17 protein-coding genes and 1 pseudogene are annotated in these 24,788 nt (G+C 62.7%); 7 read left to right on the plus strand and 11 right to left on the minus strand.

The window, feature by feature from the left end; translation table 11 throughout:
- Positions 1-61 precede the first annotated feature (61 nt).
- From HU750_RS07555 to HU750_RS07565, 3 genes are all read left to right on the plus strand, one after another.
- Positions 62-1,513 carry a short-chain fatty acid transporter gene (locus tag HU750_RS07555; protein ID WP_186678146.1) on the plus strand — a complete coding sequence of 484 codons (1,452 nt, stop codon included), beginning with the start codon at positions 62-64 and terminating at the stop codon, positions 1,511-1,513.
- Between the two features lie 96 nt (positions 1,514-1,609).
- Entirely contained in the window at positions 1,610-2,152 is a 543-nt protein-coding gene (locus tag HU750_RS07560; protein WP_186678149.1) for a helix-turn-helix domain-containing protein, read from the plus strand.
- A 10-nt stretch (positions 2,153-2,162) separates the two neighbouring features.
- Positions 2,163-2,939, plus strand: coding sequence for an AraC family transcriptional regulator (locus HU750_RS07565; RefSeq protein WP_186678152.1), 777 nt, complete (start codon positions 2,163-2,165; stop codon positions 2,937-2,939).
- A 151-nt stretch (positions 2,940-3,090) separates the two neighbouring features.
- Here HU750_RS07565 and HU750_RS07570 read toward each other — a convergent pair whose 3' ends face one another.
- Positions 3,091-3,672, minus strand: a complete 582-nt coding sequence (locus HU750_RS07570) for a LysE family translocator (protein WP_186678155.1) — start codon at positions 3,670-3,672, stop codon at positions 3,091-3,093.
- A gap of 249 nt (positions 3,673-3,921) precedes the next feature.
- Between HU750_RS07570 and HU750_RS07575 the strand changes: the two genes are divergently transcribed.
- Positions 3,922-5,493: a TerC family protein gene (locus tag HU750_RS07575; RefSeq protein ID WP_186678158.1), complete on the plus strand. Its 1,572-nt coding sequence runs from the start codon at positions 3,922-3,924 to the stop codon at positions 5,491-5,493.
- Here HU750_RS07575 and rarD read toward each other — a convergent pair.
- Positions 5,456-6,343: an EamA family transporter RarD gene (gene rarD, locus HU750_RS07580; protein WP_099454293.1), complete on the minus strand. Its 888-nt coding sequence runs from the start codon at positions 6,341-6,343 to the stop codon at positions 5,456-5,458. The two genes, HU750_RS07575 and rarD, sit on opposite strands and share 38 nt — an antisense overlap.
- A gap of 33 nt (positions 6,344-6,376) precedes the next feature.
- A complete protein-coding gene (locus HU750_RS07585; protein ID WP_186678161.1) occupies positions 6,377-7,963 on the minus strand; it encodes an EAL domain-containing protein in 1,587 nt (528 codons plus the stop codon).
- Between the two features lie 302 nt (positions 7,964-8,265).
- Between HU750_RS07585 and hppD the strand changes: the two genes are divergently transcribed.
- Complete coding sequence (gene hppD / locus HU750_RS07590) at positions 8,266-9,342, plus strand: 4-hydroxyphenylpyruvate dioxygenase (protein ID WP_027593423.1); 1,077 nt, start codon at positions 8,266-8,268, stop codon at positions 9,340-9,342.
- An 18-nt stretch (positions 9,343-9,360) separates the two neighbouring features.
- Here the strand turns inward: hppD and HU750_RS07595 are convergent, their stop codons facing one another.
- A complete protein-coding gene (locus HU750_RS07595) occupies positions 9,361-10,167 on the minus strand; it encodes a CSS-motif domain-containing protein (RefSeq protein WP_186678164.1) in 807 nt (268 codons plus the stop codon).
- Between the two features lie 132 nt (positions 10,168-10,299).
- A pseudogene (locus HU750_RS07600) lies at positions 10,300-10,988 on the minus strand (type 1 glutamine amidotransferase domain-containing protein).
- Between the two features lie 151 nt (positions 10,989-11,139).
- Here HU750_RS07600 and HU750_RS07605 point away from each other — a divergent pair.
- Entirely contained in the window at positions 11,140-13,212 is a 2,073-nt protein-coding gene (locus tag HU750_RS07605; RefSeq protein WP_186678167.1) for a hybrid sensor histidine kinase/response regulator, read from the plus strand.
- Positions 13,213-13,218: 6 nt separating this feature from the next.
- Here the strand turns inward: HU750_RS07605 and HU750_RS07610 are convergent, their stop codons facing one another.
- From HU750_RS07610 to mexE, 5 genes are all read right to left on the minus strand, one after another.
- Positions 13,219-14,823, minus strand: coding sequence for a response regulator (locus HU750_RS07610; RefSeq protein WP_186678170.1), 1,605 nt, complete (start codon positions 14,821-14,823; stop codon positions 13,219-13,221).
- Between the two features lie 111 nt (positions 14,824-14,934).
- Positions 14,935-15,990 carry a tetratricopeptide repeat protein gene (locus tag HU750_RS07615; RefSeq protein ID WP_186678174.1) on the minus strand — a complete coding sequence of 352 codons (1,056 nt, stop codon included), beginning with the start codon at positions 15,988-15,990 and terminating at the stop codon, positions 14,935-14,937.
- 190 nt (positions 15,991-16,180) lie between these two features.
- Positions 16,181-17,596: an efflux transporter outer membrane subunit gene (locus HU750_RS07620; RefSeq protein WP_186678177.1), complete on the minus strand. Its 1,416-nt coding sequence runs from the start codon at positions 17,594-17,596 to the stop codon at positions 16,181-16,183.
- Positions 17,593-20,772, minus strand: coding sequence for an efflux RND transporter permease subunit (locus HU750_RS07625; RefSeq protein WP_186678182.1), 3,180 nt, complete (start codon positions 20,770-20,772; stop codon positions 17,593-17,595). Before HU750_RS07625 ends, HU750_RS07620 begins: the two co-directional genes overlap by 4 nt.
- A 12-nt stretch (positions 20,773-20,784) precedes the next feature.
- Entirely contained in the window at positions 20,785-22,026 is a 1,242-nt protein-coding gene (gene mexE / locus HU750_RS07630) for a multidrug efflux RND transporter periplasmic adaptor subunit MexE (RefSeq protein WP_027593415.1), read from the minus strand.
- A 330-nt stretch (positions 22,027-22,356) separates the two neighbouring features.
- Between mexE and HU750_RS07635 the strand changes: the two genes are divergently transcribed.
- A complete protein-coding gene (locus HU750_RS07635) occupies positions 22,357-23,478 on the plus strand; it encodes an MFS transporter (protein WP_186678549.1) in 1,122 nt (373 codons plus the stop codon).
- 42 nt (positions 23,479-23,520) lie between these two features.
- On the opposite strand, the gene HU750_RS07640 is transcribed toward HU750_RS07635, so the two are convergent.
- Positions 23,521-24,765 carry a DUF1835 domain-containing protein gene (locus tag HU750_RS07640; RefSeq protein WP_186678185.1) on the minus strand — a complete coding sequence of 415 codons (1,245 nt, stop codon included), beginning with the start codon at positions 24,763-24,765 and terminating at the stop codon, positions 23,521-23,523.
- Positions 24,766-24,788: the final 23 nt, after the last annotated feature.

Raw genomic sequence — 24,788 nt, forward strand, 5'->3', positions numbered from 1 at the left:
TCATTCAACCTGTAGGGGCAGCACAAGGCTGCGCCTACAGGTTTTTTGCGTTGCTGTAGAAATGTCCGATAACACCAATAAAAGGAAGTTGATCGTGGCCGCTGAAATCCAAGACAGCCGCTCCGCCCGCTTTGCCCTGCGCTGCTCCAACTGGGCCGAACGCTGGTTCCCTGATTCCTGGGTATTCGCTGCCCTGGCCGTCGTACTGGTGTGCGTGGGGGCCCTGGCCATGGGCGCCAAACCGACCGACACCGCCAAGGCCTTTGGTGATGGCTTCTGGAGCCTGATCCCGTTCACCATGCAGATGGCATTCGTGGTCATCGGCGGCTACGTGGTGGCCAGCTCACCGCCTGCCGCGCGGCTGATCGACCGTTTGGCACGCATTCCCAAGAACGGCCGCTCGGCCGTGTGCTGGGTGGCGCTGATCTCGATGCTGGCCTCGTTGCTCAACTGGGGCCTGTCGCTGGTGTTCGGTGGCTTGCTGGTGCGCGCCCTGGCTCGGCGCAGCGACCTGAACATGGATTACCGTGCAGCCGGTGCTGCGGCTTACCTGGGCCTTGGCGCGGTATGGGCATTGGGCTTGTCGTCTTCGGCGGCGCAATTGCAGGCCAACCCGGCCAGTTTGCCACCGTCGATTCTGTCGATCACCGGGGTGATTCCGTTCACCGAGACCATCTTCCTCTGGCAGTCCGGCGTCCTGCTGGCGGCGTTGGTGATCGTGTCGCTGGTGGTGGCCTATGCCACCGCACCAGGCCCTAGCAGTGCCCGTACCGCGCAACAATGCGGTGTGGACCCAAGCTTTACCGCGCCGCCACCGGCCCAGCGCAGCCGGCCAGGTGAGTGGCTGGAGTACAGCCCCATCCTGACCTTGCTGCTGGTCGCCCTGGCCGGTGGCTGGCTGTATCAGGAGTTCGCCACCAAGCCCGCCATCACGGCCATCTCCGGGCTGAACACCTATAACTTCCTGTTCATCATGCTGGGTGCCCTGTTGCACTGGCGCCCGCGCAGCTTCCTCGATGCGGTGGCCCGCGCGGTGCCGACCACCACCGGGGTGCTGATCCAGTTCCCGCTGTATGGCTCGATTGCGGCGGTCCTTACACAGGTCAAAGGGGTGGACGAACAGACGCTGGCCCATCACATCTCCACCTTCTTCGTGCAGATCGCCTCCCACGACACCTACGCGGTGCTGATGGGGGTGTACTCGGCTGTGCTCGGCTTCTTCATCCCTTCGGGCGGTGGCAAGTGGATCATCGAGGCGCCCTACGTGATGCTGGTGGCCAATGACCTGCAATACCACCTGGGCTGGGCGGTGCAGATCTACAACGCCGCCGAGGCGCTGCCGAACCTGATCAACCCGTTTTACATGCTGCCGTTGTTGGGGGTACTGGGCCTCAAGGCGCGCGACCTGATCGGCTTCTCGTTCGTGCAGTTGCTGGTGCATGCGCCCCTGGTGCTGGTGCTGCTGTGGGCACTGGGCACGACCTTGCAGTACGTGCCGCCCGTGATGCCGTGAGAATTTGCCCGGTCAAGGCCAGCATTTCGCGCGCACTCCACGTATCATCGGTGTGCGCGAGCCTTGCATCTGCCTTCGCCTGGGAAACTGCTTCACATGTCGATCCGATTGAAACTGCTGAGAAAGAAACTGGGTATCACCCTGGAAGTGCTGGCCGACAAGACCGGCATGACCAAAAGCTACCTGTCCAAAGTCGAGCGCGGCTTGAACACGCCGTCGATCGCTGCCGCGCTGAAACTGGCGCGGGCGCTGAACGTCAATGTCGAAGAGCTGTTCGCTGAAGAACACGCCGCGCAGAGCCGTTACAGCCTGGTGCGCCACGCTGAACGTCAGGCGCTGGTGGGCGACGGCGAAGGGCCGGGCTATGCGGCGCTGACCAGCCAGGTAGGGCAGCGCAGCCTGCTGCCGTTTCTGATTCAGCCGCCCACCGAGTTCAGTGACCCGACGTTCAAGGAACACCAGGGCGAGGAGTTTCTGTTCGTCCATGCCGGGCAGGTTGAGGTCGATTTCATGAACGAACGGGTGCTGCTGGAGCAGGGCGACGCCTTGCATTTCAACGCCCAGACACCTCACCGCTTGCGTTCAGTCGGGCCGCGCCCAGCGCAGTTGCTGGTGGTGGTACACGACAACGTCGAATGAGGGCAGGGCGATGATCGAGGTGTCGCGGTTCTGGCGCGATCCAGCATTGCCCTTCGTCGAGGCTCGGCGGGTCGGGGACGGGCGCCAGGTGTGTTATGCCGCCCATTCCCATGAGAGCTTTTCCATCGGCGCCATCACCGGTGGGCGCAGCACCTACCTGAGCGCTGACAGCCGGATCGAAGTCAGCGCGGGCACCACGGTGCTGATGAACCCAGGGGTGGTGCACACCTGCAACCCCATCGAGGGCGAGGCCTGGTCCTACCTGATGCTGTTCGTTGATGTAGCGTGGTTGCAGGAGCTCGGGTTCCAGTTGCCGGCGCAGGTTGTCAGTACCTCGCCGGCCCTCTACAGCGCCTTGCTGCAGGTGTTTGCCGACCTGTTCGACGAAAACCTGGGTGATCGCGAAGCCCGGCTTGCGGCGTTCTTCCAGAGGCTGTCGAGCGCGCTGGGTGGCGAGCCTGGGGCACCCAAGCCGGATCATCCTCGGCTGGAAGCCGCCGCGGCCTTCATCCGCGCACACCGTACCGACCCGCTAGACCTTGAAGACATCTGCCAAGCCTGCGGCTTGTCCCGCGCCTACCTGATCCGCGCGTTTCGCCAGCGTTTTGGGCTAACGCCCCACGACTACCTGCTTGACCAGCGTGTGCAGTGCGCGCGCGAGCAACTGCGCCAGGGCAGTTCGATTGCCGACGCGGCCCTGGCAGCAGGCTTCGCCGACCAGGCGCACCTGCAGCGTGCCTTCAAGCGGCATTTGGCTGCGACGCCGGGGCATTATCGCAAGCGATAACTTAGGGCCGCTGGGCAGCCCATCGCCGGCAAGCCAGCTCCCACAGGTGTGAGTGAATCTCAAGAAATGCGCTACCTCTGTAGGAGCTGGCTTGCCGGCGATGGGTCGCGAAGCGGCCCCTTTGGCCCTGACTGACAGGCTTGAACCCGCATCAAATGACCAGGTAAACCGCGCTGCCCACCAGCAATAAGGCCAGCCCTCGGTTCAACAAGCGCATACGCCGTGGGTTGCCCAGGCATTGGCGAATCACACTGCCAGCCCATGCCCAACTGGCCACCGAGACGAAACAGATCGGCCCATAGATCCAGGTGAACAACCACAACAGTTGTTGGTCGCCCCCTGTGTAGGCGCCGACACCTGCCACCGCCGCCAACCACGCCTTGGGGTTGAGCCACTGCATGGCCGCGCCCTGCCAGGCAGACGGGGCGGGCTGTGCATGATCGCTGCCCAAGCGGCCATCGTCGCGGGCCAGCTTCCACGCCATGTACAGCAAAAACGCGATACCTCCCCCGTGCAGCAGCACCCCCAGCAGTGGCCAGCGCAACAGCAGTTCATGCAGGCCCAGCCCGACCAGTACCAGCAACAGGCAGAAACCCAGCGTGGCCCCGGCCACGTGCGCCAGGCTTGCGCGCAAACCATGCCGGGCACCGCTGCCCAGGGCGACGATGTTGACTGGGCCAGGGGAAATCGAGGCGGCCAGCGCAAAGGCGGCCATGGACAAAGACAGGCTCATGGGGGTAATCCAGGTGGTGGAAGTTGACGCTATTCTTCAGGCGCAGGGCGTCAGCTGTATTGAATGAAAGTCCCCTGTTACAGGTTTTGTAATAGTTTCTCACTGTCAGAAAAACAGGCTGTGATTGTAGGATCTCTTACCCAATTTCTATTCAGGTACCTATGAGCACCTTCGCGGAACCCCCTGTCCTTGGCCTTCTCGGCCACCTTTTACCTGTCCTTGTGACGCTTCCCTCGTGAGTACCCGCTAATGGAATGGCTAGCCGACCCCACGGCCTGGCTAGGCCTGTTGACGCTTATCGTCCTCGAGCTGGTGCTGGGTATCGACAACCTTGTGTTCATCGCCATCCTGGCCGATAAACTGCCGCCGCATCAGCGTGACCGTGCGCGGATCATCGGTTTGAGCCTGGCGCTGATCATGCGCCTGGGCCTGTTGGCAAGTATCTCGTGGATGGTGACGCTGACCGCGCCGCTGTTCGAGGTATTCGGCAAGAGCTTCTCGGGCCGTGACCTGATCATGCTGTTCGGCGGTGTGTTCCTGCTGTTCAAGGCCACCATGGAGCTGCACGAACGGCTTGAAGGGCATGTCACCCAGGCCAGCGGTGCGGTCCGTCACGCGGCGTTCTGGCCGATCGTCGCGCAGATCGTGGTGCTTGATGCGGTGTTCTCGCTGGACGCTGTGATCACGGCCGTGGGCATGGTCGAGCAGCTGTCGATCATGATGATCGCGGTGATCTTCTCGATCGGCATCATGATTGTCGCCAGCAAGCCGCTGACCCGCTTCGTCAACGCCCACCCGACTGTGATCATGCTGTGCCTGGGCTTCCTGATGATGATCGGTTTCAGCCTGACCGCCGAAGGCCTGGGCTTCCATATCCCGAAAGGCTACCTGTATGCGGCCATCGGCTTCTCGATCCTGATCGAGGTGTTCAACCAGCTGGCCCGTGCGCGCCGCAAGCGCAGCCTGCAGCAGCACAAGCCGCTGCGTGAGCGCACGGCCCATGCGGTATTGCGCCTGCTGGGCGGCCGTCGGGTCGAGGCTGACGAGGTAGGGGAAGAAATCGCCGACCTGGTCGAGGGCGGTGGCGAAGAGGTGCTGTTCGACCGCCGTGAGCGGGTAATGATCAGCGGTGTGCTGAACCTTGCCGAGCGGCCGATCCGCACGGTGATGACCGCGCGCACCGAGGTCGATGTGATTGACTTGGCGCTGCCGGCCGCAGCCATTACCGAAGCCTTGGCCAATTCGCCGTACTCGCGCCTGCCGCTGATCCGCGACGGCCGCATCGATGAACCACTGGGCTTCGTGCACAAGAAGGAGCTGCTCAAGGAATTGCTGTCAGGCAGCCAGCCAGACCTGGAGCGCATGGCCCGGGCGCCGTTGAACCTGCTGGAAAGCTTCAGCATCCTCAACGCCCTTGAGCAGATGCGCGGTCAATCGACCCATATTGCCTTCGTGGTCAACGAATTCGGTGACTTCACCGGCCTGTTGACCATGACCGATATCCTCGAGTCGATCGCCGGTGAGCTGCCGGATGCGAGTGAGGTAGAAGGGCCGGGTATCGTCGAAGAGGGAGAAGGCTTTGTCGTCAGCGGTGCCCTTAACCTCAGCCAGGTGCAGGCGCGTACCGGTTTCAGCGCGCGTGCTACCGAGGACTACCAGACCCTCGCGGGCCTGGTGATGAGCTTGCTGGACCGCCTGCCTATGGTGGGGGATCGCCTGGCCTGGAATGGCTGGACGCTGACCGTGGAGGCGGTTGAGGAGCGGCGCGTGCGCCAGGTGCGGCTTATACCGAGCGGCGACGCTGACGCAGCAGGTGCTTGAAGCCTTCGAGCACCAGCACCAGCACTGCGGCCCAGATCGGCAGGTAGGTCAGCCACTGATCCGGGCCAATGCTCTCACCCAGCAGCAGGGCCACGCCCACCAGCAATACCGGCTCGACGTAGCTGAGCAGGCCAAACAGGCTGAACGGCAACAGGCGGCTGGCCAACACGTAGGCGATCAGGGCCGATGCGCTGATCGCCCCCAGTACCGGGATCAAGGCGTAAAGGCCGGGGTGCATCTGCAGGTCCGCAGGTGACAACGGCCCCTGGATCACGAAGTACAGGGCCCACGGCAACAGCAGGCACATGTCGCACCACAAACCGCCCAGGTGGTCGGTGCGGCAGCGTCGGCGCAGCACGAAGTAGATCGGGTAACCGATCATCACCACCAAGGTTTCCCAGGCGAAGCTGCCATGTTGGTACAGCTCGTGCCCGACACCCAGCGCAGCGCAGCACACGGCGATTTTCTGCAAGTGCGACAGGCGCTCGCCGTAGACCAGACGCCCGGTCAAGACCATGGTCAGTGGCAGCAGGAAGTAGCCCATCGAGACCTCCAGGCTACGCCCGTGCAACGGCGCCCAGAGGAACAGCCACAGTTGCACCCCCATCAGCCAGGACGTACCGACCATCCCCAGCAGCAGCACCGGGGTGCGCCGTACCCGCCCCAGCAGCTCACCGACACGTTGCCAGTCCTTCGAAACCAGCATGAACAGCGTCAGGCAAGGCAGCGTCAGCAGCGTACGCCAGCCAAAGATTTCCTCACCATCGAGCGGCGTGAGCAGGGAGGTATAGAAGTACATCACGGCGAACAAGCACGACGCCATGACTGATGAAAGGATGCCTTTTGACACGAATGCCTCGAATGGGAGAGTTGGGCGGCTGGATCAGCCGCGCATGATCTCAGGGGGCGCGTCCTGCGGCAACCGCGAGACGCCTTGGCGAGCGGCCAGCGCTTCGAGGAACGCCTCAGCCGGCATGGGCTTGGCAAACAGGTAGCCTTGCTGGAAGTCGACGTTATGCCGGGCCAGGTAGTCGCGCTGGGTCTCGGTTTCGACGCCTTCGGCGACGATGCCCAGGCCCAGTTTGCCCGACAGCTCGATAATGGTGTCGAGGATGTGCAACGACAATGCGTCACCCCCAACCATGGCAACGAAGCTTTGGTCGATCTTCAGGTAATCGACCTTGAACTGGCGCAGGTAGTTGAGGCTCGACTGGCCAGTGCCGAAATCGTCCAACGCAATCATCACGCCCATTTCATGCAGCTTCTCGAACAGGTCAAGGGTCACCGGCGTGGCTTCGATCAGCTTGCGCTCGGTCAGTTCCAGGGTCAGCGCCACACGGCCTGGCGGAAAGTGCTGAAGAAAGGTCCGGCAATCGTCGAGCAGGCTCAGGTCGCGGCAATGGTCAGCGGTGATGTTGATGCCAATGTGGAAGCCATCCTCCAGCAGCGCGGCATACGGCGCCAGGCTCTGCGCGGTATGCAGCATCAGCGCGCGGGTCATGGCGACGATCTGGCCGCTGTGCTCGGCGTAGGGGATGAACAGATCGGGGCGCACCAGGCCTTCGCGGGGGTGGTTCCAGCGCATCAGCACTTCGGCACCGGCCCACTGGTAATCCCCCTTGCGTACCACCGGCTGAAAGTACGGCAGAAACTCGTCGGCCTCCAGGGCGCGCTGCAGTTCGACGCGCGGCGAAGTGGCGCGGCGGACTTGCCAGTGGCACACCGCCCCGGCTACCGCGCCGAGTATCAGCAGCAGGCTAAGCAGGGCGGGGTAATGGCTGAGTAGCAGTTGGCCTTGCTTGTCGGCGCCATAGCCGCCGTACACGCTGAACGGGTAGCGGGTTGAGCTCAACGTCACCGCGGCAGTCGCTGCCGTGGGCGGTGAGCCTTCGTGGACAGCACCGTCCTTGCCCATCCAATCCTTACCGACGCGGATCTGCAGCGTTTCGTCCGGGCCGATCAGGCGCAGTGCCGTGAGCAAGTGGTCGCCATCGACGGTAGTGATCGCGCCACGATCGCCGTCGCTGGCCCGATACACCAGCAGGGCATGGCCCGGCGTTACCGAGTTGCCATCCATCAACCACAGCGTGCCGTTGGCGTAGTCGCCAGCGTCGACGGCCTCATCGAACTCACCGAACAGCGAGGAGCAATAGAGCGTGTTGTGCTGGAACAGGTTGGTGGAGCGCACAAAGGCATTACGCGTGACCTGGCCGCGCAGGGCCAGTTGCACCTGCGCGCACGGGTCGCCTGCCAACGGCAGCAGCGCTTGTGCCGTACTGGACGCCGTGTCGAGAATACGCTCGACATGGTCGATCACCTGAGCGGCAGTGGCATGGCTGTTGGCATGCAGTTCACGGTCAATCTGCCAATTCATCACCCCCAGGCCGCAGGCTACCGGGAGCACGCCGATCGCCCAAGGCAGCAGGGTGCGCCAACTCCAGCCGGCGCGGCTTTTACGGGTGAGGGGCATACTGGCCTAATCTGTTGAAGAGAACGTGCAGAGGATAGCCGTTTGTCGGGGGCACGGGCGAACTAAAGCGCGACAAACCAATTTACGCACTGTAGAATCCAGTTACGAATACAACAATAAGGTTCTCCACATTCGGGAGAATCAAGCCCGCCGAGAATGGGTCCATATGACAAACCATGGGTTCAAACTGATCATTGGTGGCTTCCTCGCTCGCAGCGTGCGTGGCATCCCGTGCTCACCGCCTGTTCTGTTCTACATCCCCGGAAATCACTAAATTTTTCGCTGTAGATGAGGACAAGAACATGGCTGATATTTTCGAAAATCCAATGGGCCTGATGGGCTTCGAGTTCATCGAGCTGGCATCGCCGACCCCTGGCGTGCTCGAGCCGGTTTTCCAGATACTCGGTTTCACCAAGGTCGCCACCCACCGCTCCAAAGACGTGCACCTGTACCGTCAGGGCGGCATCAACCTTATTCTGAACAACGAACCCAAGAGCATCGCCTCGTATTTTGCCGCCGAACACGGCCCGTCGGTCTGTGGCATGGCGTTCCGCGTTCGCAATGCTCACGAAGCCTATGCCCGCGCCCTGGAACTGGGCGCTCAGCCGGTCGAAATCGAAACCGGCCCGATGGAGCTGCGCCTGCCCGCGATCAAGGGTATCGGTGGCGCGCCGCTGTACCTGATCGACCGCTTTGAAGAAGGCAGCTCGATCTACGACATCGATTTCAATTTCATCGAAGGCGTAGACCGCAACCCGGTGGGCGCGGGCCTGAAGATCATCGATCACCTGACCCATAACGTTTACCGTGGGCGGATGGCCTACTGGGCCGGGTTCTACGAGAAGCTGTTCAACTTCCGCGAGATCCGCTACTTCGATATCAAGGGTGAGTACACCGGCCTGACCTCGCGTGCCATGACCGCACCCGATGGCATGATCCGCATCCCGCTCAACGAAGAATCGTCCAAGGGCGCCGGGCAGATCGAAGAGTTCCTGATGCAGTTCAACGGCGAAGGCATTCAGCACGTGGCCTTCCTGACCGACGACCTGCTCAAGACCTGGGATGCCCTGAAGGGCATCGGCATGCGCTTCATGACCCCGCCGCCGCAGACCTACTACGAGATGCTCGAAGAGCGCCTGCCAGGCCACGGTGAACCTGTCGACCAACTGCAAGCGCGCGGCATCCTGCTCGATGGCGCTGCAGAGCAGGGCGACAAGCGTTTGCTGCTTCAGATCTTCTCGGAGACCTTGCTTGGGCCGGTATTCTTCGAGTTCATCCAGCGCAAGGGTGATGATGGCTTTGGCGAAGGTAACTTCAAGGCCCTGTTCGAATCCATCGAACGGGACCAGGTTCGCCGCGGTGTATTGAGTACCGATTGATAGGTGCTGGTACCGCCGTCATGCCGCTTCGGCGGCGGTACCACGCTTGTTGCGACGCGCCCTGAACAAACCCCAGTAGACGATCGAGCCGGTCACGATGCCTACCAGTACCAGCGAGGGCAGGACCTGCAACATCGATTGGCGGATTTCTTGCGCCGTATAGCCTCTGGCATAACCGCCCCTCACCGCATACCCATACCTCTCGGAGAGCGCCCTTTGGGCATACTCGGACTGCGAAGGTCGATGCGGTTCGCGGCTGTCTCCATGGCTCCAGATGTACTGGTCGCCGAACTCCAGAAGCAGTGTCAGGCCATCCTGAAAAGCCCGCAGTTCGTTGCGCAGTTCAGTGGCATAGCCTGTCACGATCACGCTCGGGTTGTTGCCCGGTTCCTGAAAGTGGGTAACCAGCGTAGCGGGTAATGCTGGCGAATCGAGCGCGAGTTCAACCTGTTGCCCGGATTGAGCGAAGGCCGAAAGATGGTCGAGGGAGTCCGAGTGGGTGCTGCAGTACGCTTCCTGGTCGCGCACCAAGGTCAACGAGCGTAGCAAGGGGTCACGGGCTACCTGCTCCTGCAGGGTGCTGTGGACTTCGGCGCACGCCTTGCCTGCAACAGGCTGGGCGAGGATAACGGTGCTTTGCATGCGGTCCAGCACTTTATCGATGGTGAATACCGCTTCCTGCACGGAGATCTGTGCATTTTCTTCGAGCTTTTTCTCTAGCTGAAACACCATGACCAGCAACCCGGACACCACCGGCACCAGCCCAATGGCCATGATGAGCAGCAATTCCAGCAAACTGCGCCCGGCATGCATGATTTTCGACATAGGCTATTGTTCTCCAGTCTGAGGTTGCCCGTGGTGGGCAGGTAGTCTGGGAGCCTATGTAATCAATTGCGTGTCGGATGTAGTCCGCGTGCGGCCTGCGCTTCGAGAAATGAAGTAATCAGGCGTAAGCCGTCACTTTGCTTCGAGTCTTGCGAGTACCTTTTCAGCCAACGTTGCAGTGGAATCTGGGTTTTGCCCAGTAATCAGCCGATCGTCGCTCACCACGTAAGGTTTCCACGGGTCATCGTGCTTGCTGTAAATACCGCCCCTGGCAACAAGTTCGTTTTCGGTGAGAAAAGGCACAACCTTGTCCAGTTCCACCAGTTGTTCCTCGATGTTGGAAAAACCGGTGACCTGACGGTCTTTCAGCAGCAGGCTGTTGTCACTGAGCTTGATGTTCAAAAGGCCGACAACGCCGTGGCAAACGGCCGCCACAACGCCTTTATTCTCGTAGATCTTGCGCGCAAGTTCTTGCAGCGGCTGGTCATTGGCAAAGTCGTACATGACCCCGTGCCCACCGGTGTAATAGATGACGCTATAGTCGTCAGCCTTGACCAGCCCCGGGCTGAGTGTGGCACCCAGACGTGTCATGAAGTCCTTGTCGTCGTACCACTTCCAGTCCAGGTCAGGTGCCATTTGCAGGCTGTGCGGGTCGATCGGTACATAGCCGCCGCTGGGGCTGACATAATCGACGTCGTAGCCGGCCTTCTCGACTTTTTCGACAAAATGCACGGCCTCGCCCAACCACAGCCCGGTTGCCCGTTTGAGGGTCGGGTACTTGGCCGTATTGGTCACACTACCAGCATCTTCTTCTTGCTCATGACCACACTCCCATCGGCAACCTAAAGGGACCGCTATTCCATGGCTCAGTGGAAAACCTAATCAGCATAGCTGCCACCTGCCGGTACGCCATAAATGCAGCGCATGCTGTGCTAACGTGAACAACGTCGCCACCCATCAGCCATTGGAGTCATGAGATTGGTCGCAAACGGTACTCCGCGCGAGACTGAGCCGCAGGTCATGCTGCTGGCGCCCAACCCAGCATCAGCTGATCCCATGGGCGAACGCATTGCCCAATTCGATTGGGGCCGTACTTCGCTTGGGCCGCTGCCACGCTGGCCGGCCTCGCTGCGCATTGCCGTCGACATGATGCAAGTGTCGCCATTCCCGTGTGCGGTGGTGTGGGGGGCGGACCTGAGCGTGGTCCATAACGACGCCTATCGGATGCTCCGGGGCGATGGCCAGGATGCATTGGGGCAGGCGTTCGACGTGCTCTGGAACGATGCCTGGCAGGGCATGGGGCCCTGGGTGTTCAAGGCCCTCGAAGGCCGTTCGAGTTTCGTCGAAGACCCGCCGCTACGCATCGAGCGCGGCAACGTCAACGACCCCTTGTGGTGTGCCCTCGGCTACTCGCCGATTCGGGACGAGCAGGGTGGCGTTGCGGGTTTTCTACACACGGTCATCGAAACCAAGGCCAGTGACGAGGCGCACCATCATTGGCGCGAGCAGGCGACGGCCTTTGAAAAACAGCTTGAGCGCTACATGGCCGATCGGGATCAAATCTGGCGATTGTCCCGTGATGCCATGATGATCGTTACTCACGAGCTGACGCTGCACGCGGCCAACCCCGCTTGGCACCGCATCCTGGGCTGGAGTGAGGCGTTGGTACAGAACATGTCGATACTGGAGCTGATCCACCCAGCGGACCGCGCTGAAGTGCAGGTGGCGGTCTCCAGCTTTGTGCAGGGTCAGGAGGCTGAGCAGATCGATATCCGCCTGCGCCACCAGGACGGCCACTACCGCTGGTTTAGCTGGTCCGCTACATTCGATGGCAACTTACTGACCGCCGTCGGCCGCGACATCACCGCAGACCGCGAAGAAGCCACACGCCAGTCCGAGGCCTTGTTGCGCAACAGTGAGCGTTTGGAGGTGGTTGGCCAACTGGCAGGCGGCATGGCCCATGAAATGAACAACTTGCTGTCAGGCATCGGTGGCAGCCTCGAGTTGTTGCAACGCCGCTTGCTACAAGGGCGCCTGGAGCGCATTGAGACCTATGTGGAACTGGCGCGAGACTCTGTGCAACGGGCCATGAACCTCACCCACCGGCTGTTGGCGTTTTCCAGCAACCAGCCGCTGGATGCCAGGCCACTGAATGTCAACCGACAGCTGTCTCTGATCGAGCCCTTGCTGCAGCAGGCGCTGGGCGCGGAAATGAGCCTGCAGTGGGAGCTGGACGTCACCCCCTGGGCTGTCAGCGTCGATGTCACCCAGTTTGAAAATGCCTTGATCAACCTGTGCGCGAATGCCCGTGAAGCGTGCCTTGAGCGCGGCAGTGTCTGGATCAGAACGGTCAACGAACGCTTGGCGACGCATTTCCCGGATGAGAACGGGCTGCCACCTGGCGACTATGTGGCCTTGCATGTCGAGGATGACGGCCACGGGATGTCGGCCGCTGAGGTCGCCAAGGCCTTTGAACCCTTCTTCACGACCAAACCACTGGGACGGGGATCGGGGCTTGGCCTGCCGATGGTCTATGGCTTTGTCGGGCAGTCGGGTGGCTATGTGTGGATCGAGTCGACCCAAGGCCAAGGGACAAAAGTCTCCATGCTGTTTCCGCGTAGCCTGGCGCCGGTTCCGGAAGAGCCACTGGTATGCCTGCCAAGCGTTAATCGCGCGCAAGGCCAGCGCGTGTTGTTGATCGATGACGAACTCAACCTGCGTGCACTGATGCGCGAGTTTCTCATCGAACGCGGGTTTGCCATCTGTGACGTTCAAGATGCCAATTCAGCGCTGGATCGCTTCCGCCATGACGGGCCTTTTGATCTGGTAATCACGGATATCGGTTTGCCGGGCGGGTTTAGCGGGCGGCAAGTCGCCAAGGCAATCCGCATGATCGTGCCGTCGCAGAAGATTTTGTTCATCACCGGCTACACCGACCAGCCGATCGAAGCCCAACTGCTCGATCAGCCGGGCACCGCATTGATGCTCAAGCCGTTCGCGCTGGAGCACTTAGCGAACCAGGCTTTGCACATGCTAGACGGTTGAACCGGTTCAGGGCTTGCCAAGAATCTGCGTCACCTGCGCCTGCAACTGCTTGAGCTCAAATGGCTTGCAGATAAGGTGCATGCCAGCGCCGAGGAAGCCCTCGCGCGCCATGGCTGTTTCCGCGTACCCGGTAATGAACAGCACCGGCAGGCGTGGCCGCAAGGTACGTGCGATCTCCGCCAGTTGCCGCCCATTCATGCCCGGCAGGCCAACATCGCTGACCAACAGGTCGATCCGTTGCGACGACCGCAGGATCTGCAGGGCTTCATTGGCGTTGGCGGCGGTTTGGCAAGGGAAGCCGTCTTCACTCAGTGCCTGACACAGTAACTGGCGCACATGCGGGTCGTCTTCGACCACCAGCACAGTGTGGCCCGTGCTGTCAGGCGCAGGTGCGAGGGCTGGGCGTTTGGGCATCGCCTCGCCGACGTGCCGCGGCAAGTACAGGTCGACCTGGGTGCCATGGCCGATCTTGCTCAGCAGGGTGACATGCCCATGCGACTGCTTGCTGAAGCCATACACCATGGAAAGGCCAAGGCCGATGCCCTGGCCGACGGGTTTGGTGCTGAAAAACGGCTCGAAAGCATGTTCCAACGTGCTCTGCGACATACCCTGGCCGTTGTCGATGATGCGCAGGCGCAGGTAATCACCGCTGTTCAAGGCGCCGTCGGCGAACTGCTCGGCCTCGATCTGCTGGTTGCTGGCCTCGATACGCAGCAGGCCGCCGGTCGGCATGGCTTCGCAGGCATTGAGCAGCAGGTTGTCGAGGGCTTCGCGCAGTTGCCCATCATCGGCCTCCACGGCCCACAGGTCGTTGGGCACGTGCAGTTGTAGGGTCACCGAGTGGGTCAGGCCAGCGTTCAGGCGCTTCGCCTCCAGCAGTGCATGCAGGTCGACCCGCTGGCTGTGCAGCGATTGCCGGCTGGAAAAGGCCAGCAGCCGATGGGTCAATTTTCCTGCGCGTGACACGGCCTCCTGGCCCATGCGCAAAATGCCTTCCAGGCTGTCGCTTCGGCCTTTGTTCAAGCGTCGCTCGATCAGTTCGAAGCTGCCGCCGATACTCGTCAGCAGGTTGTTGAAATCATGGGCAATGCCACCGGCCAACTGGCCGACAGCTTCCATCTTGCGAATTTGTGTGCGGGCAAACTCGTTGCTGTGCTGTTCCTGGCTGCGGGCGTCCATCCGCTGTTGCAGTGCTGAAAGCTGATCACGTGCCCGGTATTGATGGCGGCGGTTGCGCTGCGCGATACGCGCCAGCTGCAGCACTTGCCCGTGATCAAGCGGGCAGAGCAACTGCATCAGGTTACCGTCAGGCGGGTGAGAAGGCCGGGTGGCAGTGGCGGCCAAGTCCATGATCAACAAGATGGGCAGGTCGGACCAGCTGGGCTGTTGGTCGATAAACCCCTGCAACGGTACGCTCGGGCCATTGCTGAAATGTTGTTCGGCGATGATGACCAAGGCTGCGCCTTCGATCAGGCAGGCGTGCAGGTTGGCGATGTCGAGGGTGCACAGGCTCTCGATGCCAGCGGACGCCAGTAGACGCGCGGTATCCGCGGCAAGTTGCGGGGGTGCCAGGATCAAGGCACGTTCGTCCAGCGCCAACGAACTGGCCAAAGCGACGCTCCTGTGACAATGGGCAGGGCCAAGGCTTGGCCTGCCGCCAGTGGTTCGATACTCACTGGACCACGGGCTGCCGCTTAGGGTTCAACGAATCAGGGGCGGGGCCTACAGGCCCTGTTGCAGCACCGGATCGTCAGGGTTCTGGCGCTCTAGCTCGGCCAGCAGCACCTGGACGTTTTGCAGTTGGCCGGTCTCTTTCCAGTACTGAATCAGCAACAGCCGGGCCCGGCGATTGGCCGGTTGCCGATTGAGCACGGTTTCCAGCTGCTTTTGCGCAGCGTCGACCTGGTCGAGCTCATGCAAGGTCATTGCCAGCGAGTAGCGATAGTCGGCGTTGTCCGTGTCCAACTCCACCGCACGCGATAAGGCCAGCAGGGCGTACTCGCGTTGCTCGTGGCGATTGAGCCAGAGCCCGAGTTCATATTGCAGAAAGGCCGAGTCGGGGCTCAGCAGCAAGGCCTTGGCCAGCACCTGGCGGGAGGCGTCGTGATGGCCCTGGCGCTCCAGCAGGCGTACCTGGGTTGCCAGCGCGTCCAGATTGCCCGGTGCAACCTGCAGGGCGCGTTGCAAGGCTGTAGCAGCCTGGGTGTAGTCGTTTTCGTGCAGGTACAGGCGCGCCAGGTGCACCTGCGCGTCGGCGTCTTCTGGCTGCTGCTCCAGCGCCTGCTGATACTGCTCAAGGGCGGCCTGCAACGGGCCGAAGTACAGGCCTATGGCGTCCGGGTCGAGGCCGAGCAAGGCGTCCACGGCAGCGAAACGTACACTTTGATCCGCATCATCGAGCAACGGGCCCAGCACCAGGCTGCGTTGCGCGGCGGGAAGCAGGCGGCGGATACCGGCGATGGCGGCTCGGCGTACCAGCGGGTCAGCATGCTCCAGGTCCAGGCGCGCGAGTTTCAGCGCCTGGGGGGAGGGGTAGTTGGGCAGCTCGGCATACAGGGCCGCACGGCGGATTGGGGCCAGGTCGTTACGTTGCAACTGCTGGTACAGCACCCGCGCTGCCCCCGGCAAGCCTTCATGGGCCTGGCGCAAGGCCTTGGCGTAGCTGTGCGCGGGCAGCGTAGGCGGGGCCGGCTGGTCGTCTCGCGGTAAGTAGCTGATCATGGCCGACACCAGAATCAGCAGCAGCAAGGCGATCAGGTAGCGGTTGCGTCTGGGCATCGGACGGTCCGTGGCGGCAGGAAGGGCAGAGCTTGGGGCAGCTAGGGGGCAAATGCAACCGCTGAAGGCTTGGCGGTGCCACGGCCGTCACAGCCCGTACAAGGCATCAAAAAAAGCCCCGCAGGCCGAGGCCAGCGGGGCAAACGGTTGGGGGAGGAACCAACCAAAGGAGTCGATAAAGCGGGTGAAATCAGCGCGTGCTGGCCACCGTTTCAGGTTGCCAGCCACCGCCCAAGGCTTTGTAGATCGAGACGATACCGCGGTACAGCTCGACCTCACCCTGGGCTTGGGCATCTTCAGCGCTGAGCCGTTCACGTTCAGCGTCGAGCAACACCAGGTAGTCCACCGTGCCTTCGCGATAACGGATCGACGCCAGCTCCGCAGCCTTGCGGCTGGCGTCACTCTGGCGCATCAGCGACAGCAGCCGCTGCTGCGTCTTGTCGTAATCGCTGAAGGCATTGGCCGACTCTTCCAGGGCCAGCAGCACCTGCTGCTCATAGTTGGCCAGGGCGCCTTCGGCGTCTGCCTTGGCACCGCGCAGGCGGGCCCGTACGCTGCCCAGGTCGAAGGCCGCCCAGGTGATGCTCGGGCCAAGGCCCCAGGCATTGGCTGCCGAAGACCCGATCTGCGAGCCGCGTGCGGCGGTAAAGCCGAGGAAGCCACTAAGGCTGACCCGCGGGAACAGGTCAGCGGTGGCGACACCGACGTTGGCCGTGGCGGCCGCCAGCTGGCGTTCGGCACTGCGGATATCCGGGCGGCGACGCAGCAACTCGCCAGGGTCGCCCACCGGCAGCGCTTTGGCGATCGCCGGCAGGGCCTTGGGCGACAGGTCGACGCTCAGTGCATCCGGGCGTTGGCCAAGCAGGGTGGCGATGCGATGGCGGGCGCGCGCCTGTTCGGCCTGCAGCTGCGGCACGGTGGCCTCGACGCCAGCCAGGCGCGCATCGGCCCGCACCACGTCGAGTTCGTTGCCGACCCCGGCATCGCGCAGGGTTTCGGTGATGCTGCGCGATTCTTGCTGGGTCTTGAGGTTGGCCAGGGCGATGTTCTCGCGCAATTGCGCGCCACGCAGTTGGCCGTAGGCGTCGACCAGTTCGGCGATCAGGCTGACTTGCAACTGCTGCAAGTCGGCTGCGGCAGCGGCTTCCTGAGCTTCGCTGGCTTCGATCTGGCGCTGGATACGGCCGAACAGGTCAAGCTCCCAGGCCATGTCCAGGCCCAGGTCGTAGCGTTCGCTGTTAATCCGCTGCTCAGTCTGGCCGGGGACCTGGCCTTTGCCGATTTCACTGCTGGCACGGCTGGTGACCACCGGCAACTGGTCGTTCGAGGCGTCCTCACGGATCGCACGGGCCGACTTCAGCCGGGCAAAGGCCACCCGAAGGTCACGGTTGCCGTCGAGCGAGGCCTGCACCAGTTGGTTCAGCACCGGGTCGTCGAACTGCTTCCACCAGATGCTTTCGAAGCGGCTGCGGTCGTAGGCCTTGGCCTGCATTTCAGTGTCGAAATGGGCAGGCTCGGTGGTCGGCGTCTTGTAGTCCGGGCCCACCGCACAGGCCGCCAGGGCCAAGGCCAACAGGCTCGGGGTCAGGGGCTTGAGCATATTCATGCGTGGCTCTCCAGCGATTGAACGCGTTCGGCCTTGCGGGCCTGGCGGCGTTCGACGAAACGGCGGATCAGGAAGAAGAACACAGGCGTCAGGAACAGCCCGAACACGGTCACGCCGATCATTCCCGAGAACACCGCGACACCCATGGCGTGGCGCATTTCCGAGCCGGCACCGGAGGAGAACACCAGCGGTACCACGCCCATGATGAAGGCGATCGAGGTCATCAGGATCGGCCGCAGGCGCAGGCGGCAGGCTTCCAGTACCGCAGCCAGCGGGTCGAGGCCCTTGGCTTGTTCATCCTTGGCGAACTCGACGATCAGGATCGCGTTCTTGCACGCCAGGCCCACCAGTACGATCAAGCCGATCTGGGTGAAGATGTTGTTGTCGCCACCCGAGATGATCACCCCGGTAATGGCCGACAGCAGGGTCATCGGCACGATCAGGATCACCGCCAGCGGCAGGCTCCAGCTTTCGTACTGGGCGGCCAGCACCAGGAAGGCCAGCAGCACGCAGAGCGGGAAGACGAACAGCGCGGTGTTGCCCGAGAGGATCTGCTGGTAGGTCAGGTCGGTCCACTCGAAGGTCATGCCGTTGGGCAGCTCTTCCTTGAGCAATTTTTCAATGGCTGCCTCGGCCTGGCCAGAGCTGTAGCCCGGTGCCGCCGCGCCGTTGATCTCGGCAGTGATGAAGCCGTTGTAGTGCATGACGCGGTCAGGCCCGGAGGTGTCGCTGACCTTGAGGAAGGTCGCCAGCGGGATCATCTCGCCCAGGTTGTTGCGCACCTTCAACTGGCCGATCTGCTCGGCGTCGAGACGGAACTGCTGTTCTGCCTGAACGTTGACCTGGTAGGTACGGCCAAAGCGGTTGAAGTCGTTGGTGTACAGCGAGCCCAGGTAGACCTGCAGGGTGTCGAAGATGTCATTGATCGCCACGCCGTGGGTCTTGGCCTTTTCGCGGTCGATGGCTGCATCGACCTGTGGCACGTTGACCTGGTAGCTGGTGAACAGGCCAGCCAGCTCCGGCACGTTGTGGCTCTTGGCGATGATGTTCTGGGTTTCTTTGTACAGCGCTTCGTAGCCCAGGTTGCCGCGGTCCTCGATCTGCAGGCGGAAGCCGCCGATGGTGCCCAAACCTTGAACCGGCGGAGGCGGGAAGATCGCGATGTAGGCGTCTTGGATGTCGGCGAACTGGGCATTCAGCGCGGCGGCGATGGCGGCTGCCGACTGGCTCGGGTCTTTACGCTCGTCAAATGGCTTGAGCGGGGTGAACACGATGCCGCTGTTCGGGCTGTTGGTGAAACCGTTGATCGACAGGCCTGGGAAGGCCACCGAGTCGGCAACACCCGGTTGCTTCAGGGCGATTTCGCTCATGCGCTTGATCACCGCCTCGGTGCGGTCGAGGCTGGCGGCGTCTGGCAGTTGGGCGAAGGCGACCAGGTACTGCTTGTCCTGGGCCGGTACGAAACCGGTCGGGGTGGACGAGAAGCCCAGGTAGGTCAGGCCCATCAGGCCAGCGTAGACGAACAGGGCGATGCCGCTGGAGCGGATGACCCGGCGCACGCCGCCAACATAGCTGTGGCTGGCACGGTCGAAGAACCGGTTGAACGGCGCGAACAGCCAACTGCCCAGCAGCTTTTCCAGCAACCGCGAGAAACGGTCCTTGGGCGCGTGGTGGTCTTTGAGCAGCACAGCCGCCAAGGCCGGCGACAAGGTCAGCGAGTTGAATGCCGAGATCACGGTCGAGATGGCGATGGTCAGGGCAAATTGCTTGTAGAACTGGCCGGTAAGCCCGGAAATGAACGCCGCAGGTACGAACACGGCGCACAGCACCAAGGCGGTGGCGATGATCGGCCCGGTCACTTCGCTCATGGCCTTTTGCGTGGCTTCCAGCGGTTTCAGGCCAAGCCCGATATTACGCTCGACGTTCTCCACCACGACGATGGCGTCGTCCACCACGATACCGATGGCCAATACCAGCCCGAACAGCGACAAGGCATTGAGCGAGAAGCCGAACAGGTGCATCACGGCAAAGGTACCGATCAGCGACACCGGCACGGCCAGCAGCGGAATGATCGAGGCGCGCCAGGTCTGCAGGAACAGGATCACGACCAGGACGACCAGGATCAGCGCTTCGAACAGCGTGTGCACTACCGCTTCGATCGAACCACGGACGAACACAGTCGGGTCATAGACGATGCTGTAGTCCATCCCCTCAGGGAAGTCCTTCTTCAGCTCGGCCATTTTCGCCCGCACTTCGTCGGAGATGTCGATGGCATTGGAGCCTGGGCGCTGGAAGATTGGGATCGCCACCGCCGGCTGGTTGTTCAGCAGCGAGCGCAGGGCGTACTGGCTGGAGCCCAGCTCGACCCGGGCGATGTCTTTCAGGCGGGTGATTTCGCCATCGGCCCCGGCACGGATGATGATGTTCTCGAACTCTTCCTCATTGACCAACCGGCCTTGGGTGTTGATCGACAGCTGGAAGCTGGTGGAGCCGGGGGCGGGCGGGGCGCCCAATTGGCCGGCCGCAACCTGGCGGTTCTGCTCACGGATGGCCGCAACGACGTCGCTGGCGGTCAGGTTGCGCGAAGCGGTCTTGTTCGGGTCGAGCCACACGCGCAGCGAGTAGTCGCCCATGCCGAACAGCTGCACATCACCCACGCCGCCCAGGCGCGCCAACTCGTCCTTGATGTTGAGGATGGCGTAGTTGGACAGATAGAGCATGTCGTAGCGGTTGTCCGGCGACGTCAGGTGCACGACCATGGTTAGGTCGGGCGAGGCCTTGTCGACGGTGATACCAATGCGCGTCACTTCCTCCGGCAGCTTGGGCTGGGTACGGGTGACACGGTTCTGGATCTGCACCTGCGCGTTGTCCAGGTCAGTGCCCAGGGCGAAGGTGATGGTCAGTGTCAGCTTGCCATCGGCGGTGGACTGGGAGGACATGTACAGCATGTTCTCCACGCCGGTGATGGCCTGCTCCAGCGGCGCGGCGACCGTTTCACCGATCACCTTGGGGTTGGCGCCCGGAAAGTTGGCACGCACCACCACTGTAGGCGGCACTACCTCGGGGTATTCGCTGATCGGTAACTGGAACAGCGAGATCGACCCTGCGATCAGCAGTACCAGCGACAGTACCGCCGCGAAGATCGGCCGGGTGATGAAGAATTTCGAGAAGTTCATCGATGTGGTCCCTTAACCGCGTGGCGCTTGGGCGCTGGCGACTTTTACAGTGGCGCCCGCTACCTTCGGCGCCGGGTTGCTGGCCTCCAGGGCCTGGCGCTGTTGGGCGAGGGCGGCGAGGGTCTGCTCGCTGGCCATCGGGGTGTCTTCCGGGGTTACCGTGGAGCCTGGGCGCACACGCTGCAGGCCCCTGACCACGATGCGGTCGTCCTTGGCCAGGCCGCTGCGCACGATGCGCAGGCCTTCTAGCTTCGGTCCCAGCTCTACCGCGCGGTAGGCGGCTTTGTTGTCCTTGTCCATCACCAGCACGAACTTCTTGCCAAGGTCGGTGCCGACGGCTTCGTCGTTAATCAGCACGGCGTCGTACTGGGCGCTGCCGACCAGCTTCAGGCGGGCATACAGGCCAGGGGTGAACTGGCCGTCGCGGTTGTCGAACACGGCGCGGCCACGGATGGTGCCAGTGCGCGGGTTGACCTGGTTGTCGACGAAGTTCATCTGGCCCAGGTGCGGGTTGCCGGTTTCGTTGGTCAGGCCGAGGTACACCGGGGTGGCCTGGCCGCGCTGGCCTTCACGCGCCAGCTGGGTGTACTTGAGGTACACGCGCTCGTCGGCGTCGAAATAGGCGTAGACCTTGTCGGTGGAGACCACGCTGGTCAGCGGGGTGACGTCGGCGGTGACGATGTTGCCGGCCGTGAACTGGGCACGGCTGACCCGGCCGCTGATGGGCGCGGTCACGCGGGTGAAGCTCAGGTTCAGGCGGGCCAGGTCGAGTTGGGCCTGGATCGCATCGACCCCGGCGCGGGCTTCGGCGGCGGCGCTGCTGCGCGACTCGGCAAGCTCGGCGGAGATCGCGTTGCTGTCACGCAGGCGCTCGCCGCGGCGGGCTTCGTTGGCGCTGCGAATGGCTGTAGCCTTGGCTTGTTGCAGTTGGGCTTCGAGGCGGCGGACCTCTGCCTGGAACGGGCGTGGGTCGATCTGGAACAGCAGGTCGCCTTTCTTGACCTGCGCGCCCTCGGTGAAACCAACCAGGTCGATCTGGCCCGAGACCCGTGGCCGCACTTCGACGGTTTCCGGGGCTTCGAGGCGGCCGGTGAACTCGTCCCATTCGTTGATCGGCTGCTCGATCACCTTGGCCACGCTGACCTTGGGCGCGGCGGGCGCCTGCACGGCGTCGGGGGTTCGACCGCAAGCGCTGAGCACTACGACTGCCAGGGCAGCGAGTGGAAAGCGCAAGGGTTTGAGTGATTGTTCCATGGAGAACTCCGCCAATGTATTAGTAGTGGGCGGAGTGTGAGTGTCTTGCGCGTGAGGCACGAATCGAACGGGGCGAAGGTTATTATCACGCTGAATGATATGTCGGGATATTTCATCGATGGTGGGCATGGTAGGGTGCCCTTGTCGGCCCTTTCGCGGGGCAAGCCCGCTCCCACAGCAACCGTGTCAATGCTTAAGGTGGCGCATTTCCTGTGGGAGCGGGCTTGCCCCGCGAAAGGGCCGGTGCAGGCACCCTCGTATGTGACTCAAGGCCTCGTAGTGAAAAGCACCCCCCAATTCCCCAGGCCCCTCGGCATCGTCTGCCTGGGCATCCTGCAAATCCTGGTCTGGGGCGGTTCGTTCTTCCTCATGGCCGTGATGGCCGACCCGATCAGCCGTGACACTGGCTGGCCCAGCCAGTGGGTATACGGCGCGTTGTCGCTGAGCCTGATGGTCTCGGCGCTGTGCGCCCCGCTGTCCAGCCGCTTGGTCGCCCGCTACGGCGGCCGCCCGCAAATGGCGGCCAGTGGTGCGGTGGTTGCAGCGGGCCTGCTGATCATGGCTGCCAGCCACAGCCTGGTGGTGTTCTTGTTGGCCTGGGCGGTGATCGGTGTGGGCATGGCCATGGGGCTGTACGAGGCCCTGTTCTCGACCCTGGGCGGCCTGTATGGCGAGGGTGCTGGCAAAGCTATCACTGGCATCACCTTGATTGCCGGCTTTGCCTCGACCCTGTCGTGGCCGACCGTAGCCTTGGCCATCGAGCATCTGGGCTGGCGCATGACCTGCGTGTGCTATGCGGTCGTGCTGCTACTGGTGGTAGCCCCGTTGTATTGGCGTGTATTGCCGCCAGGCGGGCAGGTCGAGGTGCGCAAGGCGCGTCAGAACAGCGCTGCAGTCGGGGTAGATCGCCAGCTCTACCTGCTGTTGACCGGCATGTTCGCCATTGGCGCGATCATCATGACGGCGATTGCCGTGCAGTTGGTCGCCGTGCTCCAGGGCCTTGGGCATTCGCTGCCGGTGGCGATCGGCCTGGCGGCGATGCTCGGCCCCAGCCAGGTGGCCTCGCGGGTGCTGCAGATTCTGGCGGGCAAGCGTCACCCGATCTGGACGGCGCTGGCCTGGGTAAGCCTGGTGCTGGTGGGCTTGCTGCTGGTGACGCTGGTGCCGGCGGCCACGGCCGTGGGCCTGCTGGTATTCGGCTGCGGTAACGGCTTGCGAGCGATCGTGCGCGGGCTGTTGCCGCTGTCAATGATGCCCCCCGCGCAGTATGTGCTGCTGATGGGGCGCATGTCGCGGCCTTCGCTGATCGGCCAGGCATTGACGCCGCTGGTGGGTGGTTATCTGTTTGAGCACTTAGGCTCAATGGGGGTATTGGTAACCTTGTGCCTGCTGGCACTGGTCAATGTGGTGCTGGTGGGCATGGTGATGCGGCGGGTACGTGCCGGCGCTTGAAAAGGTTGAGTCCCTTTGAGATCAAGCGCCAGCAGCATTTCCCTAACGGCGCTGCCAGACTTCGCCTCGCTCGCTGACTACCCAAGGCGCTTGCTCAGCGTCGATAAGTACACCGCCAACCCAGCGCGGGGGAGGCGCCTGATCCAGCCAATTGGCCTGCCCGTCGAGAACGCTTTCGCCCAGTGCAGTCAGCCTCAAGGGCCGTTGCGCCCAGCCCTCTCCTGAGCCCTCCAGCAACAGCGGGTGCGGTGCATGGATCAGCGGTTGCAGCAACACGTGGAACATCAGGTTGCCCAGGTAAGGCAATGGTTCATCGTGCATCATCAGCTGTGCAAACACTCGGCCGGCCGGGCGCTCACCCTTTTGCGCGAGGATGCGTAACAGCAAGCGCTCTGTGAGACTCAGGCCATCCTTTGCCCCTGGCAGTTCCTGCAACTGGCGCGCAAGTGCTGCGCTTAATTGGGGTAATGACGGGTGTTCCTGGGCCGCAAGGGCAGCCCAGGCGCTTGGGTCTGGTGCGGTATAGGCAGCCCAAGCCTGCTTCGCTAACGCTAGGGCGTCTGGGCCCAAAGGCCGCCGTTGTGGCCAAAGCCAGGCAAGCAGGTCGGGGGCGAGTTGGCCGATGCCGATGAAGCGCTCGACGCCGGGCACCTCGGTAATTTCGATCAGTTCGAGCCGCCGCGGCAGGCAGGGCAGGCTTGCCAGGACCCGGATCAAAAATAGCTGATCGTAAGCATCCCCTTCGCACCAGAGCACAACTTCGCTGTCAGCGTTCAACTGTGCCAGTGCCGCGCGCTGTTTAGCCTGGCGCTGCTCGACGTCCTGCGCGCCAAGGTTGAACGCCTGTTGCGTATACGCGGCACGCACGGGCCAGTACTCATCTTCTGGCAGTGCCGGCACCGGCCCCATGACCATCGGGTCGTCGAACATGTGAAACGCGCCGTTAAAGCCCACTGTGCGCAAGCTATGGGCGATGTCATTGCCGCAGCGCCAGTGCTGCACGGTGGCCTCGCCATCGGCGGTGAAGTTTGGGTGGCGCGCTGCAAAGGCGACAGCGTCAGCATGCGCCTTGAGCTTTGGCCAACTGGCAAAACCCGTCTCACGGGCCAGCAGCCACTGGGTGTCAGCGAGCCTGTAATGCGGGCCAGTCAGGCCGAGTAGGCGCAGTTGGGCGCGCGCGTCCTCGGCCTCGCCGTTGTTTAGCGCTTTCAGCAAGCGTTTGGCGCGTTTGCGCAGGTCGGCCAGATCGAGCAGGCCGTGATGACGGGAAGCATGGATGGCGGGCATGCCAACTCCTTTGGGGCTCGGTC

Source organism: Pseudomonas sp. SWRI50 (assembly GCF_014269095.1).
In the GTDB taxonomy this organism is placed as follows: domain Bacteria; phylum Pseudomonadota; class Gammaproteobacteria; order Pseudomonadales; family Pseudomonadaceae; genus Aquipseudomonas; species Aquipseudomonas kermanshahensis.